At 44.2% G+C, this 14,181-nt stretch carries 14 protein-coding genes and 1 pseudogene; 12 read left to right on the forward strand and 3 right to left on the reverse strand.

Going from position 1 to position 14,181, the window contains the following annotated elements; translation table 11 throughout:
• On the reverse strand, window positions 1-105 hold a 105-nt coding region (locus tag C8R14_RS08175), incomplete at its 3' end, for a transposase (RefSeq protein WP_146208364.1).
• 57 nt (window positions 106-162) lie between these two features.
• Here C8R14_RS08175 and C8R14_RS08180 point away from each other — a divergent pair.
• The 4 genes and pseudogenes from C8R14_RS08180 to C8R14_RS13750 all read left to right on the forward strand — a co-directional run bounded on the left by C8R14_RS08180 (window position 163) and on the right by C8R14_RS13750 (window position 2,894).
• On the forward strand, window positions 163-489 hold the full coding sequence (locus C8R14_RS08180) for a transposase (protein ID WP_373605810.1): 327 nt from the start codon (window positions 163-165) through the stop codon (window positions 487-489).
• 12 nt (window positions 490-501) lie between these two features.
• Window positions 502-684: pseudogene (locus C8R14_RS08185) on the forward strand (integrase core domain-containing protein); the annotation flags it as partial.
• A gap of 427 nt (window positions 685-1,111) precedes the next feature.
• Window positions 1,112-2,731, forward strand: coding sequence for a hypothetical protein (locus C8R14_RS08190; RefSeq protein WP_041353487.1), 1,620 nt, complete (start codon window positions 1,112-1,114; stop codon window positions 2,729-2,731).
• A gap of 25 nt (window positions 2,732-2,756) precedes the next feature.
• Entirely contained in the window at window positions 2,757-2,894 is a 138-nt protein-coding gene (locus C8R14_RS13750) for a hypothetical protein (RefSeq protein WP_219997558.1), read from the forward strand.
• Here C8R14_RS13750 and C8R14_RS14530 read toward each other — a convergent pair.
• Window positions 2,833-3,180, reverse strand: a complete 348-nt coding sequence (locus tag C8R14_RS14530; protein ID WP_011634384.1) for a four-helix bundle copper-binding protein — start codon at window positions 3,178-3,180, stop codon at window positions 2,833-2,835. The two genes, C8R14_RS13750 and C8R14_RS14530, sit on opposite strands and share 62 nt — an antisense overlap.
• A gap of 245 nt (window positions 3,181-3,425) precedes the next feature.
• Window positions 3,426-3,764, reverse strand: coding sequence for a KGG domain-containing protein (locus C8R14_RS08200; protein WP_011634385.1), 339 nt, complete (start codon window positions 3,762-3,764; stop codon window positions 3,426-3,428).
• A 1,140-nt stretch (window positions 3,765-4,904) separates the two neighbouring features.
• Between C8R14_RS08200 and C8R14_RS08205 the strand changes: the two genes are divergently transcribed.
• From C8R14_RS08205 to C8R14_RS08240, 8 genes are all read left to right on the forward strand, one after another.
• Complete coding sequence (locus C8R14_RS08205; RefSeq protein ID WP_011634386.1) at window positions 4,905-5,996, forward strand: ABC transporter ATP-binding protein; 1,092 nt, start codon at window positions 4,905-4,907, stop codon at window positions 5,994-5,996.
• On the forward strand, window positions 5,993-6,895 hold the full coding sequence (locus C8R14_RS08210) for an ABC transporter permease (RefSeq protein ID WP_011634387.1): 903 nt from the start codon (window positions 5,993-5,995) through the stop codon (window positions 6,893-6,895). The genes C8R14_RS08205 and C8R14_RS08210 overlap by 4 nt, the downstream gene beginning before the upstream one ends.
• 19 nt (window positions 6,896-6,914) lie before the next feature.
• On the forward strand, window positions 6,915-7,700 hold the full coding sequence (locus tag C8R14_RS08215) for an ABC transporter permease (protein WP_011634388.1): 786 nt from the start codon (window positions 6,915-6,917) through the stop codon (window positions 7,698-7,700).
• Window positions 7,697-8,806 carry an ABC transporter substrate-binding protein gene (locus C8R14_RS08220; protein ID WP_011634389.1) on the forward strand — a complete coding sequence of 370 codons (1,110 nt, stop codon included), beginning with the start codon at window positions 7,697-7,699 and terminating at the stop codon, window positions 8,804-8,806. The genes C8R14_RS08215 and C8R14_RS08220 overlap by 4 nt, the downstream gene beginning before the upstream one ends.
• Window positions 8,807-8,810: 4 nt before the next feature.
• Entirely contained in the window at window positions 8,811-9,119 is a 309-nt protein-coding gene (locus C8R14_RS08225; RefSeq protein ID WP_011634390.1) for a (2Fe-2S) ferredoxin domain-containing protein, read from the forward strand.
• 319 nt (window positions 9,120-9,438) lie between these two features.
• Window positions 9,439-10,242: a hypothetical protein gene (locus tag C8R14_RS08230; protein WP_011634391.1), complete on the forward strand. Its 804-nt coding sequence runs from the start codon at window positions 9,439-9,441 to the stop codon at window positions 10,240-10,242.
• A 1-nt stretch (window position 10,243) separates the two neighbouring features.
• A complete protein-coding gene (locus C8R14_RS08235) occupies window positions 10,244-11,692 on the forward strand; it encodes an Eco57I restriction-modification methylase domain-containing protein (RefSeq protein ID WP_011634392.1) in 1,449 nt (482 codons plus the stop codon).
• A 3-nt stretch (window positions 11,693-11,695) separates the two neighbouring features.
• The gene (locus C8R14_RS08240) at window positions 11,696-14,158 is read left to right on the forward strand and encodes a DEAD/DEAH box helicase family protein (protein ID WP_011634393.1); all 2,463 of its coding nucleotides are present in this window, start codon (window positions 11,696-11,698) and stop codon (window positions 14,156-14,158) included.
• The last annotated feature ends 23 nt before the right edge of the window (window positions 14,159-14,181 follow it).

The following is a 14,181-nucleotide window of genomic DNA, read 5'->3' on the forward strand; positions in this document are numbered from 1 at the left end:
GATTTCCAGGCTTCTGGCAGCTTCTGCTATCGTTAATCCCTGATCCAGTACCAAGCTGATTGCATCCAGCTTGAATTCCTTTGTATAGTGTTTCCCAGGCTCCATTTCATCCTCCAATTAAGACTATTTTCTCTTAACTGGAGTGCCCGGGTCTATTAGACCATATCATCCCTCCGTAGCTGGTTATATGTTACACCAGCACACCGTGGGACTAAACAATTATGCGGAGCAAGTCCATTGCAGGCGTCTCCGGGAAAGACTATCCGCCATCGATTAAATCGAGGAGGTGATCGATCTGCAAACAATGCGCTATGGACCATCGCGATGGTACGCATGCGTAGTGAGCCGAGAACTCAAACCTATGTAACACGACGTACAGCTCAAGGGATGTCAAATAAGGAAATTCAGCGTTGTCTGAAACGGTACATTATTCGTGAACTGTATCCGCTTATTCTCGCAGATTTGTCAGATGCGGCCACAATTACTTGACATAGGAGCGTCAATGCTGTAGCGGAACGATTCTTTCTGAATCTCAAGATGAAACCTGTCTGGCAGCGAGATTACGCTAACCATGCCGAGGCCAGAAAAGATATGATGCAATACATTGTTGGCTTTTATAACGCAGTGCGCCTGCACTCCACGCTCGGGTATATCACGCCGGTTGATTATGAGTTCATGCTGTAGCAAAAGAACCTATCGCAGTGTCTGAAATTACTTGACCACTACATATCTTTAAGGTCTGCACCACTGATATATTTCATTTTCAATCTCCAAGGTTGTCAGATTTCTATATCCACGCTTTTGAATGGCCTTGCGGAGGCGAAGTATACTTTTTTATAAATCTTGATGGAATATTTGAGTGGGTAGACTCACTTGGCATTTATATGCAATGAATAACGGGGATGCTGAATTCCTTAATCTTCTTGAAAGAAGCCATGAAATAAAATGATAAATATTGCACAACTACTTTTAAAATAAAGAGTATTATCAATAACATTGTGCTCAATTTGATAGGGTAAGTATTGATTGAGAGAGCAAGGCGAAAGGATGAGAACCTAACCAGAGAGAAGTTGAGAATTACAGACCTTTGTACTCACAAAAGGAGATTCACATGAGAAAAAGAACTGTTGTATGGTTTAGCTTGGGATTAAGTAGTCTTGCTGCCGTAATAAGCCCTGCCCTCAGTCAAACGGATTACGAATTGCTCGCTCAATCTTCAAATGCGATTTCTGAAACACAGCCACACAGAAAATCTTCTAATAAGAATACAGAACCTAAAAAAAATACCCCTGACCGACCTTATGATGCAATTGCGGAGGCACAAACACCTAGCTCATCGCTAGACAAAAGTGCGGAGCAGAAGAAAAACGAACATGACCGCTCTGATGTTTTTGCTGCCACGCATGCGCTACCCTCTTCAGCCGCATTCAAGAATCAGCCAGATGACGGAAAGATAAAAGGATTTGATTTTTATCGCGATGCACTCAATGCAAAAGAAGCGATGGAAACCTTCGAAAAAACAATGAAGGCAGATGTGGAGCAGCGCTCTTCAGTAACGAAAACTCAGCGTGATCTATTACTCAAGCGTTACGATCTGAACCCACGTTTGGACTCCAAGGTAACCATGACTCGTGGCAAGCCCTTGGCTGTAGGTCCTACTGCCAGATTGCAAGAGGGAATGGACTGGCAAAAGCTGGCAGAGATGTCCCCACAGGAAATACGTAGCAAGGATATCTTCCCTTATCCTGCGCTACCTCATCCGAAGCAGGTAACTGGAGGACAAGTCTTCCCACCCGTACAAATCAAAGGTTTTCCAAGATTGGAGCGATTCGATGTAGAATTTGATTTACCTGAAGCCTTTCTGCCGGAATTCCCTCCGGCAATGTTTCTTCAGAACAGACCAGAACTAGGGGATGTATCGCGTGGAGAGGTCATATCCATCAACAACTTTTACCGCTTGTTCAAGGATATTCTAACTCCGGTTCAGCTTAACGGACTTCAAATGTTACTTTCCCCGTTGCCACAGGAAGAATTTAATCCGACAGATGATCGTAAAAGTGTGCAGCCAAGTCTGGGTGTCACCTGTTTTGATTGTCACGTTAATGGTCACACTACAGGACAATTTCATTTAAGTCCTGATATACGTCCTCAGGAGCGCCGATTCCGGTTGGACACAGTAAGTCTGCGTGGCTTGTATGCTCAGCAGATCCACGGTTCGAAACGCAGTCTACGTTCTGTCGAGGATTTTACTGAGTTCGAGTTTCGTACGGCTTATTTCAACGGAGATCCTATTCATGCGATGAAAAAAGGATTTCCTGTTTTTGACCGGATCCATGTAAGTCACATGGCCCAGTTTCAAAATATGCTGGATTTTCCTCCTGCACCGAAACTGGATAGCCAAGGAAGACTAGATCATGCAAAAGCAACCAAAAAGGAACTACGGGGAGAACAAATCTTCTTTGGCAAGGGCCAATGTTCAGGCTGCCATCAACCTCCTGTGTTTCTCGACAATCAAATGCATGATCTCAAACTTGAGCATTTTTTGAATGAACCAGGCGATGGGCCGATAAAAACATTTACGCTTCGCGGTATCAAAGACAGCCCTCCTTATCTCCACGATGGGCGTTTGCTCACCTTGGAAGACACGGTAGAATTTTTTAATCTGGTATTACAACTCAAGCTCACCGATCAGGAGAAATCTGATCTGGTCGCTTATATGAGGCAGTTATAATCAGGGAGGTTTTCTTTTACAGCTTATGAGCCAAGATTCTGATATCAACAATGAGCAAACCAGTACTCAAAGTTTAATTGGCTGGTTTGCTCATTCATTATTTAGTGAATATAAGTATCAGCCATTTGGTGACAGCTATCAGCACACTCACGGCATGTATTGATACATTCATCCATATCACCCACTTGTTCACAGCTCTTGGCACAAGCATCACAGACCTCGGCACAAACTCTGCAAACCTGACTGCTTAAAGAAGAATTACTCAACATGAAGTTAGCTGAAGTTTGGCAGATTTCAGCACAATTTAGCATAAGCCGCATATGGTCTGGGGCAACATGTTTACCGCCTGACTCAAGACAATGAGTCATTGCTTCATGCAGACATGTTTGATGGCATCGGTTACATGCATTGATGCATGATTGCATTTCAGAATTTATAGCATGTGACATTTTGAGGCTCCTTCAGATTGTTAAAGGTAAATTTTTAAATCCGCGATTAGCTTTTCATTGTTAATAGTATGGCTCAAACCAGTACAGCTGCGGAATCTTATGCTTATCTAGAACGTTTAAATACTCTTTTAAATAATTTACTCCAACGTCTTCATCTACATCTTCTTTGGTATAACTACCTCATTATAAAAAAGGATCTTTCAATCCGACCCTTTTTTATAATGAAACAACTGACTAATTAATGATTACTTATCGTTTTTATGACTCTGTTTGCCTGCATCAGAATGCTGCTTGGAAGTTCCACCACGAGTATGAGAGGGTGAATCATCGTCATCATCCTTTTTTGACTTTCCGCTTGTAGAAGTGTTTGCCGTATTTCCTGATGTCTTGGCAGCACTACTAGAAGAAGATTGTCCGCCTTTCTTTCCGGCCTCTCTTGCTTCTTCAGAGTCGAATTCATGCGCGGCACCTTTCTCATGCGCAGCCTTTCCACCTTTACTGGCTATTTGACGCTGTTTATCTTCATCCATCGAAGCAAATCCTTTGTTGGAATTATCATTATCCTGATTTTTACCTGTAGCCATGAAGCTCTCCTAAAGTAATTGATTTTGTGAGTTCGTTTACACAACGTTCCTACTGTGCATCGAATGGAAAAGTAAATAGATATCCTCCCAATTATTGATAATTGGACATATGCTCTATTAGGATTCTTACTTAAGCAAACGACACCAGCATAAATTAGTGTTAATCAATATTTTAAAGTTCCGATAAATTCTCCTCACATCAAGATAGACCGGAGCGCGGTTTGGGTGTTGGCCCTAGTGCATACTACTCGCCTATGGCCGTTGGTTAGGAGGTAAGACGGGAAGTTCATAGACCGAATGAGCAGGAAGAAAAATGAGGAAGTGATTGCAGATAGCCACGTGAGCAGTGAGATGCTACGTTATATGACACTGCCGAATGCTTGACCAGCACCGAAGCCGTGGCTGCATTTCTAGCGGAAGCCGAAGTTATCAGCCGACCCACGGACTTATAATACGTTGATCACGCCCGCGATGTCGTAGCGCGGGGCAGAGCGATGCACGGCCTGGAATGACACCACCCCTCAAGTGTCAAAGAACAATCAAATGAGCCTTGCCCGCTCGGGCAGAACCCACACATGACGAGCCTGATATTGATACTTGAGGGGCGGTAACTTTACGGTTAAAAAATTCGAGCCTTCATACCTCCGAGTATACCGCGTAATCATTCAACATTACCAAATCCTGCGACTCGAATTCTTGATTTGGCAGAATTTCAGCAATTGTCAGAAATTCCAGTCAAACTTGAATGGTATGCTAATCATTGATAATGAAAACACTCGACGCACGTATAAAAATGAGTTACGCGATTCAAATAGACACCTCGATAGATGAAAAATCACCTGCGTTGGGAGCTGGCCCAAATGCTCATTTGTTTTTACCTTGCTCTGACGACTTCGCCAACATTTTTTACTCACCCTGCCAGAATAGTATTATCTTTGCGAGGTCGTGCTCTTTATCCGTAAGTGGAACATGGTAGGTACGATACAAACCAATGGATATAAAATACTGGACCGCCACCACGCTGCTATGCAACTTATGCTGACAGCAAAAGGGTAAAGAAAGTGCTCACCGTTACTTCTCAGCGTTCTTTTAACCCGACAGAACCAAATTTGTTAAAATTCGCCTTTTTGGAATAAAGTCATGGCGTTACTTGAATTGCGCAATGTTATTCGGCGCTTTGGCGATTTCACGGCAGTGGATAACGTTAGCCTGTCGATTCAAGCAGGTGAATTCTTCACACTGCTGGGCCCTTCCGGTTGCGGAAAAACAACACTGCTGCGCATGATTGCCGGATTCGATGTCCCTGATTCCGGGCAGATTTTGCTCGATGGCCAGGATATTGCTAATACACCGCCCGAAAAGCGCCCTATTCATACCGTCTTTCAGAGCTATGCCCTGTTTCCACACATGACGGTGGCAGATAATGTGGCTTTCCCGCTGAAAATGTCCAAGGTGGCGCCAGCAGAAATCAAAAAACGGATGGAGAAAGCACTGGAAGAGGTACAGCTCTCCCGGTTCACCCACCGCTTTCCGCATGAACTCTCCGGTGGACAAAAACAACGTGTAGCCTTTGCGCGCGGCTTGATCAACCGGCCGCGCCTGCTGCTGATGGATGAGCCGCTTGGCGCGCTGGACGCAAAGCTACGGGAAGATATGCAGCGGGAGTTAATCAATTTGCAAAAAGAAGTCGGCATCACCTTCATTTTTGTTACCCATTCCCAGGATGAGGCGCTGGCGCTGTCACAACGGATTGCAGTGATGAATCTGGGAAACATCGAACAGATTGGCACACCTTCAGCCATTTACGGAACCCCGGCAAACCGTTTCATTGCTGATTTCATCGGCAAGATCAACCTGATGGAAGCCCGGGTAACGCAAATTTCCAACACGGCCATGACGCTGGAAATTAACGGACTGGGAACAACCGTCCTCCCACCCAAAAAAGAGATACAGGCAGGAGATCAGGGCGTGATCGCTATTCGCCCGGAACAGGTAGCAGTACACGCACTGGCGAAGCAGGCAGAAATACCCCATGCCCATACTGGCAAAGTGCTCGACTTTCTCTATGTAGGCGACGTCACCACCTATGTCATCGAGTTGGACAGCGGCATTCAAATCGAAGCGCTGCTGGCAAATTCTTCACCCGGACGCGCACGCTTCTTTGAAGTGGATGATCCAGTTATTGTCAGCTGGCCACAGGAAGCTGCACAGTTTCTGGTGGATCGGCCATGAACAAATTCCGCCTGACACGCTGGTTGATCAGCCTGCCACCTACACTGTTTCTGCTGATATTCTTTGCGGTGCCCAGCCTGATCATGATTGTGACTTCGTTCCGCTTCCCTGGAGAATATGGCGGGCTGGCACCGTTGACTGCGCCGGAGACAACTGCCGCAGAAGGGGATTCTGGTTTGTATGGTATGACGCTCGAAGCCTACCACTTCTTTTTTAGCGATATCCTGTACGCAGAAATTTTCCTGAAATCCTTTGTGGTTGCGACAACTTCCACCCTGATCTGTCTGATTATGGCCTATCCGGTTGCCATGCTGATTGCCCAAAGCGCTAAAAAATACCGCAACCTGATGATATTGCTGGTCGTCCTGCCATTTGCCAGCAATTTTTTGATCCGCATCTATGCCTGGATGATTATTCTCGGGCCGGAATCAGCATTCAGCCATTTCATCAATAGTGTACTCCAGGCCTTTGGCTTTGAGCCGGTCATGATGTTGTTTTCTCCGTTCGCAGTATTGGTCGGAACCGTTTACGTGCACCTACCCTTTATGATTTTGCCGCTCTACACCAATCTGGAAAAACATGATCCGGTGCTGCTCGATGCTGCACAGGATCTAGGCGCAAACCGCTGGCAGCGCTTCTGGCTGGTCACCTGGCCACAGTCGCTGCCGGGTGTCTTCTCCGGCTCCGCACTGGTATTCATCCCGGTGCTGGGCATGTTCGCTATACCGGATATTCTGGGCGGCACCGGTGACATTCTGATCGGCAACCTGATCAAGGATCAGTTCCTGGGAACACGCGACTGGCCGTTCGGCTCCACATTGTCCATCATGCTCATGCTGGCCGTGCTGTGTGTGACTGGATTATTCACTCTACTGGCTCGCCCTCGTGTACCCAGGTAAATAAATCTCCTGTTCTGATATGAAACACACCAATCTCACCCTGTGGCTTGCTGCCAGTCTGGTTTATATTTTTCTTTATATTCCACTGGTTATTGTCGTCGTTTACTCGTTCAATGATTCCCGCCTGAATGCGGAATGGGTCGGCTTTACGCTGGACTGGTACTACAAGCTGTTTAATAACCAGGAAATGCTGCTGGCCGCGCGTAATTCATTGATTATCGCTGTCAGCGCCAGTCTGCTTGCAACCATACTGGGAACCATGGCGGGATTAGCCATTCATCGCTACCGGATCAAGGTATTGCCGTTTCTTGCATTTGCACCAATTGCCATGCCGGAAATCCTGCTGGGAGTTTCGCTGCTGCTGTTCTTTCTACAAGTACTGAATCTGACGTTAGGTCTGGTTTCGATCATCATTGCCCACACAACATTTTGTGTTGGTTTCGTCGCCATTATTGTGCGTGCTCGGCTGCAAGGTATGGATGACAGTATTTTTGAAGCAGCCCGCGATCTGGGCGCAACACCCTGGCAAACATTCAGGCTGATTACTCTGCCGCTGATCATGCCCGCAGTCATCGCCGGGGCGCTCATGTCGTTTACGCTGTCAATTGATGATTTTGTTATTACTTTCTTCACCAAAGGCATTGGTGAACCGATTCTGCCGATTCAGATCTACACCATGATCAAAATTGCTGTTACGCCCGAAGTTAACGCCATTTCTACATTATTCATGTTGTTGACACTGGTATTGATCATCATCGCTAATCGTCTGGATTCCGGCATCTTGCAGGGGGAAAAGAAATCGTGAAACTCGGCTACACCCTGATGGGTCTCTTTTGCCTGCTGATCATCGCGCTGACCGGCTGCACATCCGAAGATCAGGTTGCGGGTAATTTGTCCGGCAAAAATGGCAATATTCTGAGACTGTTCAACTGGAATAACTACATCAGCCAGCAAACAATCGAGCGTTTTGAGCAGACCTGTCAATGCCGGGTGACACAGGACTATTACTCAGATAACGAGGAATTGCTTGCCAAACTGGCAGCTGGTGCAACCGGCTATGACTTGCTCGTTCCAACCGGTGATGCCATGGATACCCTGATTCATCAGGGGGCACTAAACGTGCTGGACAAATCACAAATCCCCAACCTGAAGAATATTGACCCAAGCTATCTGGGCACTGTGTTCGATCCGGATAACCGCTACTCCGTCCCCTATGCCTACACCACGACATTAATAGGATTTAACCGCGAGAAACTGGCCGAACTAAACCTGCCTACCGATAGCTGGGCGATCATCTTCGAGCCTGAGTATCTGAAAAAAATCAAGGGACGTATCACCGTACTCGACAGCCAGCGCGAACTGATGGCAGCCGCACTCAAATATCTGGGCTATTCCGCTAGTGATACTGATGAAAATCACTGGCAGCAGGCAAAGGCGCTGATTATCCGGGCAAAACCTTACTGGGCCGCTTTCAGCAACACTAGCTATATCCGCGAACTGGCAATTGGTAACCTTTGGGTGGCTCACGGCTATTCAAACGATATGTATCAGGCTGCACTGGATGCAAAAAAAACCGGACGCCGCTTTAGCGTGGATTTTGTCATTCCCCGTGAAGGCGCAGTGCTGTCACTCGACAGCATGGTGCTCCATCACAGTGGCCATCGTCCTGATCTGGCCCACCGCTTCATCAATTTCATGCTGGAAGGTAAAAACTCCGCTGAACTGACCAACCTGACCGGTTCCGGCAACCCCAATCTGGCTGCTCGGCCCTATATCCATCCTGAAATTATCGCCAATCATGCTATTTTCCCGGATACAGCACAACTGTCCCGACTGGAAATGCTGCATGATATCAATCACACACAACGCCGGCTGCTCAGCCGAATCTGGACAGAAATCAAACTGAGGTGAAAGCATGAGCTATTATCAACATCACGTTTTCTTTTGCGTTAACCAACGTGGCAACTGTGAAGGCTGCTGTAATGATTATCACGCCCAGGCAATGCGCGATTACGCCAAGGCGCGCATCAAGGAACTCAAATTAAGCGGCAAAGGGAAAATACGCATCAACAATGCGGGTTGTCTCGATCGCTGCAACGAGGGTCCGGTTATCGTCGTCTACCCGGAAGAAGTCTGGTACACCTACGTTGACCAGGAAGATATTGACGAAATTATCGAATCCCATTTGAAAAATGGACAAATCGTCGAGCGCCTGAAAATCTGATCACTCCTTATCCAGAAATAACAAAATACTTATCCACTACACTAGACACTAGGGGATGCCCTGCTTGTTAAGCCCAATGGCTACCAGAAAAAAGATAAGCATTCAAGAAATCAGAAATTATTTCTAAGAGTTTTCTATTCCTCCTCTTCAGCCAATTCATACCTCTTCATAAAAATAAGTTTTTCTCGGGATTTAGTTGAAGAAAAACATCTTAAATAATAAAAGCTTTTTCTGATGTCGACCTAAAGTTCTATAACGGCCACCCGAAAAGAATACTGGATGAACGTTATCGTTTAGAAGTTTCTGAAGGGAATCGCAGATGAACAAGATTATTGATCTAGAAAAGTTATTTCACCGCAGCAAAGAGCGCATCAAAGATTTAGGTGAAGTATTCACACCCGAATCCAGCGTAACAGATATGTTAAATCTACTCACCAAAGGTAAGCGAGGTTTATGGTCTGATGAGGCAATTGCTTTTTTTGAGCCATGCTCAGGACACGGGAATATCGTCCTACCAATTTACAAAAGACGACTTGAAGGCATTTATAAAAAAGCAGTTGCTCAAGGGTTGAGTAAAACAAACGACGCTCCTTATTACGCTGTTGCCAATACGCTCAATACTTTGTGGGTGATTGATATTGATCCTAAAAATGTTGAAAACTGCCGATCACGAGTTTTATTAGCGACCTTGGATTTCTTAAAAACAAAATTAGAAATTAAAAGCGATGCGATTCTGTTTTCAAAAAAGCGGGATTTTTTCGCCCATATTTTATCGGCAATCAAGTGGCACATTGATGAAAATGAAACCTTGTCCGCTTTGAGTAATCCAGAAAATGCCAAAGCCAGTGCCAACCTTACCAAAGCTGGGGCCAAGTGGTTTTCACAAAATGGTCATCAACCGATGGATTTTGATTTATCGTGGGTGAATTTTTACGAATCCCGCAAAGCCTTAAATACTGTACAGCTTGAGTATCAACGATCACTTCGTTTTATTGACGCCATTCTTTCAGGGAAATTAATAGGCTTTGAAGATTATGAATTCGCCAAAGCCGTTATTGAAATTACCAAACCACAAGACACCGCTCGCAAGCCAGCGAGGATCGCTCAATCAGTAGGGGCATAGCATGGATGCCTTGACGATCAAACCCACAGCTCATGTCGTTGATGTTCTCGGTAATGTAATTGGCCGGGATCAGCCTATTTTACGAATGGAAAAAGCGCTGGAAATGGTAGCCCTACTCGGCGAGAAAGTGTTCACCGATGAAAATGTGATTTTCTTCGATCCATTCTGTAAAGCAGGCGAGCTACTGCTTGCCTGTGCTTTTCATAGTTGTTGGGCCAAAGCAAAAGGTAAAGCCAAACTTTTAGATGTGGATATGGTGATGAAAGAAATCTACCAGTCCAACCGTTATTTTGGTCTCGCTTCCGATGAGCGACATCACCGCTTGAGCATCCGAACATTTTTGGGCAATGAACATTCACATAGTGAAAACTATAATCAGATCATCCGTGACGGGCATTATGTGTCCGAAGAAGACGGGGCATTAGATGCGCAGAAATTTGAAAGGGAGTTCAATTCTATGATCGAGTACATTAATTTAAAAACAAAAAATAAAAAAATCATCGCTATCGGAAATCCGCCCTATCAAGAATCGGACGGTGGGTTTGGAGCAAGTGCTAGACTCATTTACCCGTATTTCATAGAAAATATTATTGACAGTAAAGCTGTTGATGAATTTATACTGGTAGTGCCATCGCGGTGGTTTTCTGGAGGTAAGAACTTAGATCGCTTCCGTAAAAGAATGATGACGAGTAATCAAATCAAGACTATTCGATATTTTGAAAAATCGGAAGAAGTTTTCCCAACCGTTCAAATTAAAGGCGGTGTTTGTTATCTCCAATGGTCATCCTCATATAATGGCAAACCACAATTTAATTACGGCCACTCAAACACAGAAATTGATCTAGAAAGATTTGATGTAATACCAGATGATCCGGAATCGCCATCAATCATCCTAAAAGTCCTTGACCAATCAGATGAATTTGTTTCTAGCATTGCTTGGTCTGGCAAGCCATTTGGGCTTAGAACATTTTATTTTAAAAGAAACGACTCTACCCAAACAGAAAATAAAAATACGATTAGATGCTATTCCACAGGTCGAGCGATTTATAACATTGATAGAAATTTAATCACCAAAAACAAAGATAAAATTGATCGATACAAGGTGGTGGCACCAAGAGCTTATGGAAAAGGAATGAGTCGATGCACTCTTCCTGTGGATCAAATTTTTCTTTTGGGTAAAGGTGAAATCTCAACGGAAACATACAATGTAATTGGATGCTTCGAAACAGAAACTGAAGCTCAGAATTTTAGAATTTATCTACAAACTGACTTCTCTCGATATTTATTGGGGCTTCGGAAATTGACTCAAGATATTCCCAAAGATCGTTGGAATTGGGTTCCGTTACTTGATTTAGAGATTGAGTGGACAAACGAAAGACTTGCCGAATATTTTCATCTTACAAAGAGAGAACAAGAGCATATTAAAAAGAAAGTTCAAGAGTGGTCATAAGGCATGGAACAATTAGAACTCTATGCCTATACCACTGAGGAATATAAAAAGAACGGTTGGATAAAAGTAGGCCACACAAAGGTCGGTGAAGAAAGGATTTGGAACCAGTTTGGGACATCCAATCCTGAAAATCCCGATTATCAAATGATCGGGATGCTTCCCGATGGGGTTTGTGACCATCATATCCATGCTCAACTTATAAAAAATGGCTGTAAAAAAATTGAAAAAGTCCCCGGCCAAGAATGGTTCCAAGTCACAAATAAAAACGACCCATTTAAAGATGTCCGCCGTGCTTACAATGAAATTGTAAACGGCAGTTCCCGCACAGAGCATTATAAGCTCCGCAAAGAGCAAGCGGGAGCCATTGAAAAAGCAAGCAAGTGGTTTAAAAAAGAATATCCCGCCGAGGTCATCGGCTCCGCCACCCACTCCAACCGTTTTCTTATCAATGCCAAGATGCGATTTGGTAAATGCTTTACCAGTATTCACTTGGCGAAAAAAATCAATGCCCGCAATACATTGATCGTGACCTATAAACCCGATGTTATCGGTGAATGGATTGATACCGTAAATGAGCAGGTTGACTTTGACGGATGGACAGGAATTAGGGCCAAGCCAAAATCAGACCGCCCCGCCGATCCCGCACTAAATGATAGTGGTGATTTTCCACGAACCAGTGGCCCGATTGTTTTATGTGTTTCACTACAAGACCTATGGATTGATGAAGACGGTAATACAAAAGATCGGCTTCATAAAATCCCAGAAATTGCCTGGGATTTGGTTATTTTTGACGAGGTTCACTATGGCAGTAGAACCGAGCGGGCCAAGAGTATTTTGGAGAAAATCAAATTTACCCACCGCCTTGATTTATCAGGCACTCCATTCCGCCTAATTGAACAGGATGATTTTTCATCTCAACAAGTTTATACCTACAGCTACCTTGATGAACAAAAAAATAAAAAAGAAGAGATTGAATTCGACCCACAAAATCAGGCGGAGAAAATTTACCGCTTAATGCCCGATCTGAATATCTCGGCCATTGAAATTACCGACGAGGACATTGCCGAGCAACGGGAAACTTTCAAGACTGACGACATTGATTTTTCACTCAATAGACTTTTTGAAACTAATGAAGAAAATAAATTCGTTTACGAGGAAGCCGTTGATCACTTCATTGAAGGCTTAACCCAATCAGGCCACGAGGCTCGCTCTATTAGTGTTTATGGAAAACTTGGATCGCAACTAGGATGTCCACCAAAAAGGCATACCGTTTGGTGGATGAACCGAGTGGATTCAATTTCTGCCTTAATTGAAAAGCTCCAGTCGCATCCTTATTTTTCTAATTTTATTCTTATCAATGCTTCTGGAAGCGATAACAAAAAAGATGACGATGACCGCATTGTGGCCAGAGAAAAATCATCGGTACAAAAAGCCATCAATGAAGCCAATGAAAATCCAAATAAATTAGGCACCATCACCTTTACCTGTGGTCGTTTTTTAACAGGGGTCACGATCAGAGAATGGGATAGTATTTTAATTTTGAACGATATTAAATCCGCCGAGAGTTATTACCAAGCGATCTTCCGTGTGCAGTCCGCTTGGGTAAATGAAAAAACAAAATCACCTCTAAAACCTAAAGCATGGGTTTTTGATTTTGCGATCACCCGTTGCCTACAAGTGACCTACGATTGTGCGAGCAATATCGCCGATCAAATTGACCAACAGGAAAGTTATGAACAACGGACGGATGTGAATAAAGACAACCTAGAAATCGTGACCGAGGGCTTATGCGATACCTTGGATATTAAGCGGTTCTACGAAGGCAGTCTGGTCAGCACACCCACAACCGCCAAGGACATTTTTGAAGTCCTTAACCACGAGGGTTCCCGCATTGCCCTTGCCCGAAGAATTACATCCAATGTTCTGGTGAATTTTGGAAAATTAAAACTGCTTGAGGAGCATCCACATATTTTAGGAATACTGGAAAAAGTTAAGGGTTATCGTAGCGGTGAATTTACGGCAACCATTGAAGATTTCGTTCAAATTGGACGAGACGCGAGTGATTTGGAGCAAGTCAAAGGCGATCCTAATCTTACCCAAGATGAAAAAGAAAAAATCATCGAGGACTTTGCTGAAAAAGACAAAGATAAGGAAAGACAAACCAGAAAAAAATGGTATGCCACTCAGATTAAGCGGTTAGCAATCTGTATGGCCGATTTTATTTATATGACCTACGAGCGGGAATATAACATTGACGATGTTATCCAAACTAAGTCCCCACAGTTTTTTGAAGTGATGACGGGAATTTCTAAGGATGGTTTTGTTGAACTTTGCGATAAGGGCTTTATGAATAGGTTCGCCCTTAATCGCATCGTCCGTGAATTTAGGGATCAGGAAAACACCTCCCTAAACCCTGAACAATACATCCTTGAAAACCTGAAAAAGATGGCTTCATCAAGTTTTTGAAAACTTAATCACAAAATATGTAT

It is taken from the genome of Nitrosomonas eutropha (genome assembly GCF_003201195.1).
GTDB lineage: Bacteria > Pseudomonadota > Gammaproteobacteria > Burkholderiales > Nitrosomonadaceae > Nitrosomonas > Nitrosomonas eutropha.

What these genes read in the sequence shown, in the direction of transcription:
- C8R14_RS13750 (WP_219997558.1), top strand. Translation starts at nt 2,757, where the DNA reads ATGAGCCAAGATTCTGATATCAACAATGAGCAAACCAGTACTCAAAGT.
- C8R14_RS08235 (WP_011634392.1), top strand. Translation starts at nt 10,244, where the DNA reads ATGGATGCCTTGACGATCAAACCCACAGCTCATGTCGTTGATGTTCTC.
- C8R14_RS08190 (WP_041353487.1), top strand. Translation starts at nt 1,112, where the DNA reads ATGAGAAAAAGAACTGTTGTATGGTTTAGCTTGGGATTAAGTAGTCTT.
- C8R14_RS08205 (WP_011634386.1), top strand. Translation starts at nt 4,905, where the DNA reads ATGGCGTTACTTGAATTGCGCAATGTTATTCGGCGCTTTGGCGATTTC.
- C8R14_RS08230 (WP_011634391.1), top strand. Translation starts at nt 9,439, where the DNA reads ATGAACAAGATTATTGATCTAGAAAAGTTATTTCACCGCAGCAAAGAG.
- C8R14_RS08225 (WP_011634390.1), top strand. Translation starts at nt 8,811, where the DNA reads ATGAGCTATTATCAACATCACGTTTTCTTTTGCGTTAACCAACGTGGC.
- C8R14_RS08210 (WP_011634387.1), top strand. Translation starts at nt 5,993, where the DNA reads ATGAACAAATTCCGCCTGACACGCTGGTTGATCAGCCTGCCACCTACA.
- C8R14_RS08240 (WP_011634393.1), top strand. Translation starts at nt 11,696, where the DNA reads ATGGAACAATTAGAACTCTATGCCTATACCACTGAGGAATATAAAAAG.
- C8R14_RS08200 (WP_011634385.1), bottom strand. Translation starts at nt 3,764, where the DNA reads ATGGCTACAGGTAAAAATCAGGATAATGATAATTCCAACAAAGGATTT.
- C8R14_RS14530 (WP_011634384.1), bottom strand. Translation starts at nt 3,180, where the DNA reads ATGTCACATGCTATAAATTCTGAAATGCAATCATGCATCAATGCATGT.
- C8R14_RS08215 (WP_011634388.1), top strand. Translation starts at nt 6,915, where the DNA reads ATGAAACACACCAATCTCACCCTGTGGCTTGCTGCCAGTCTGGTTTAT.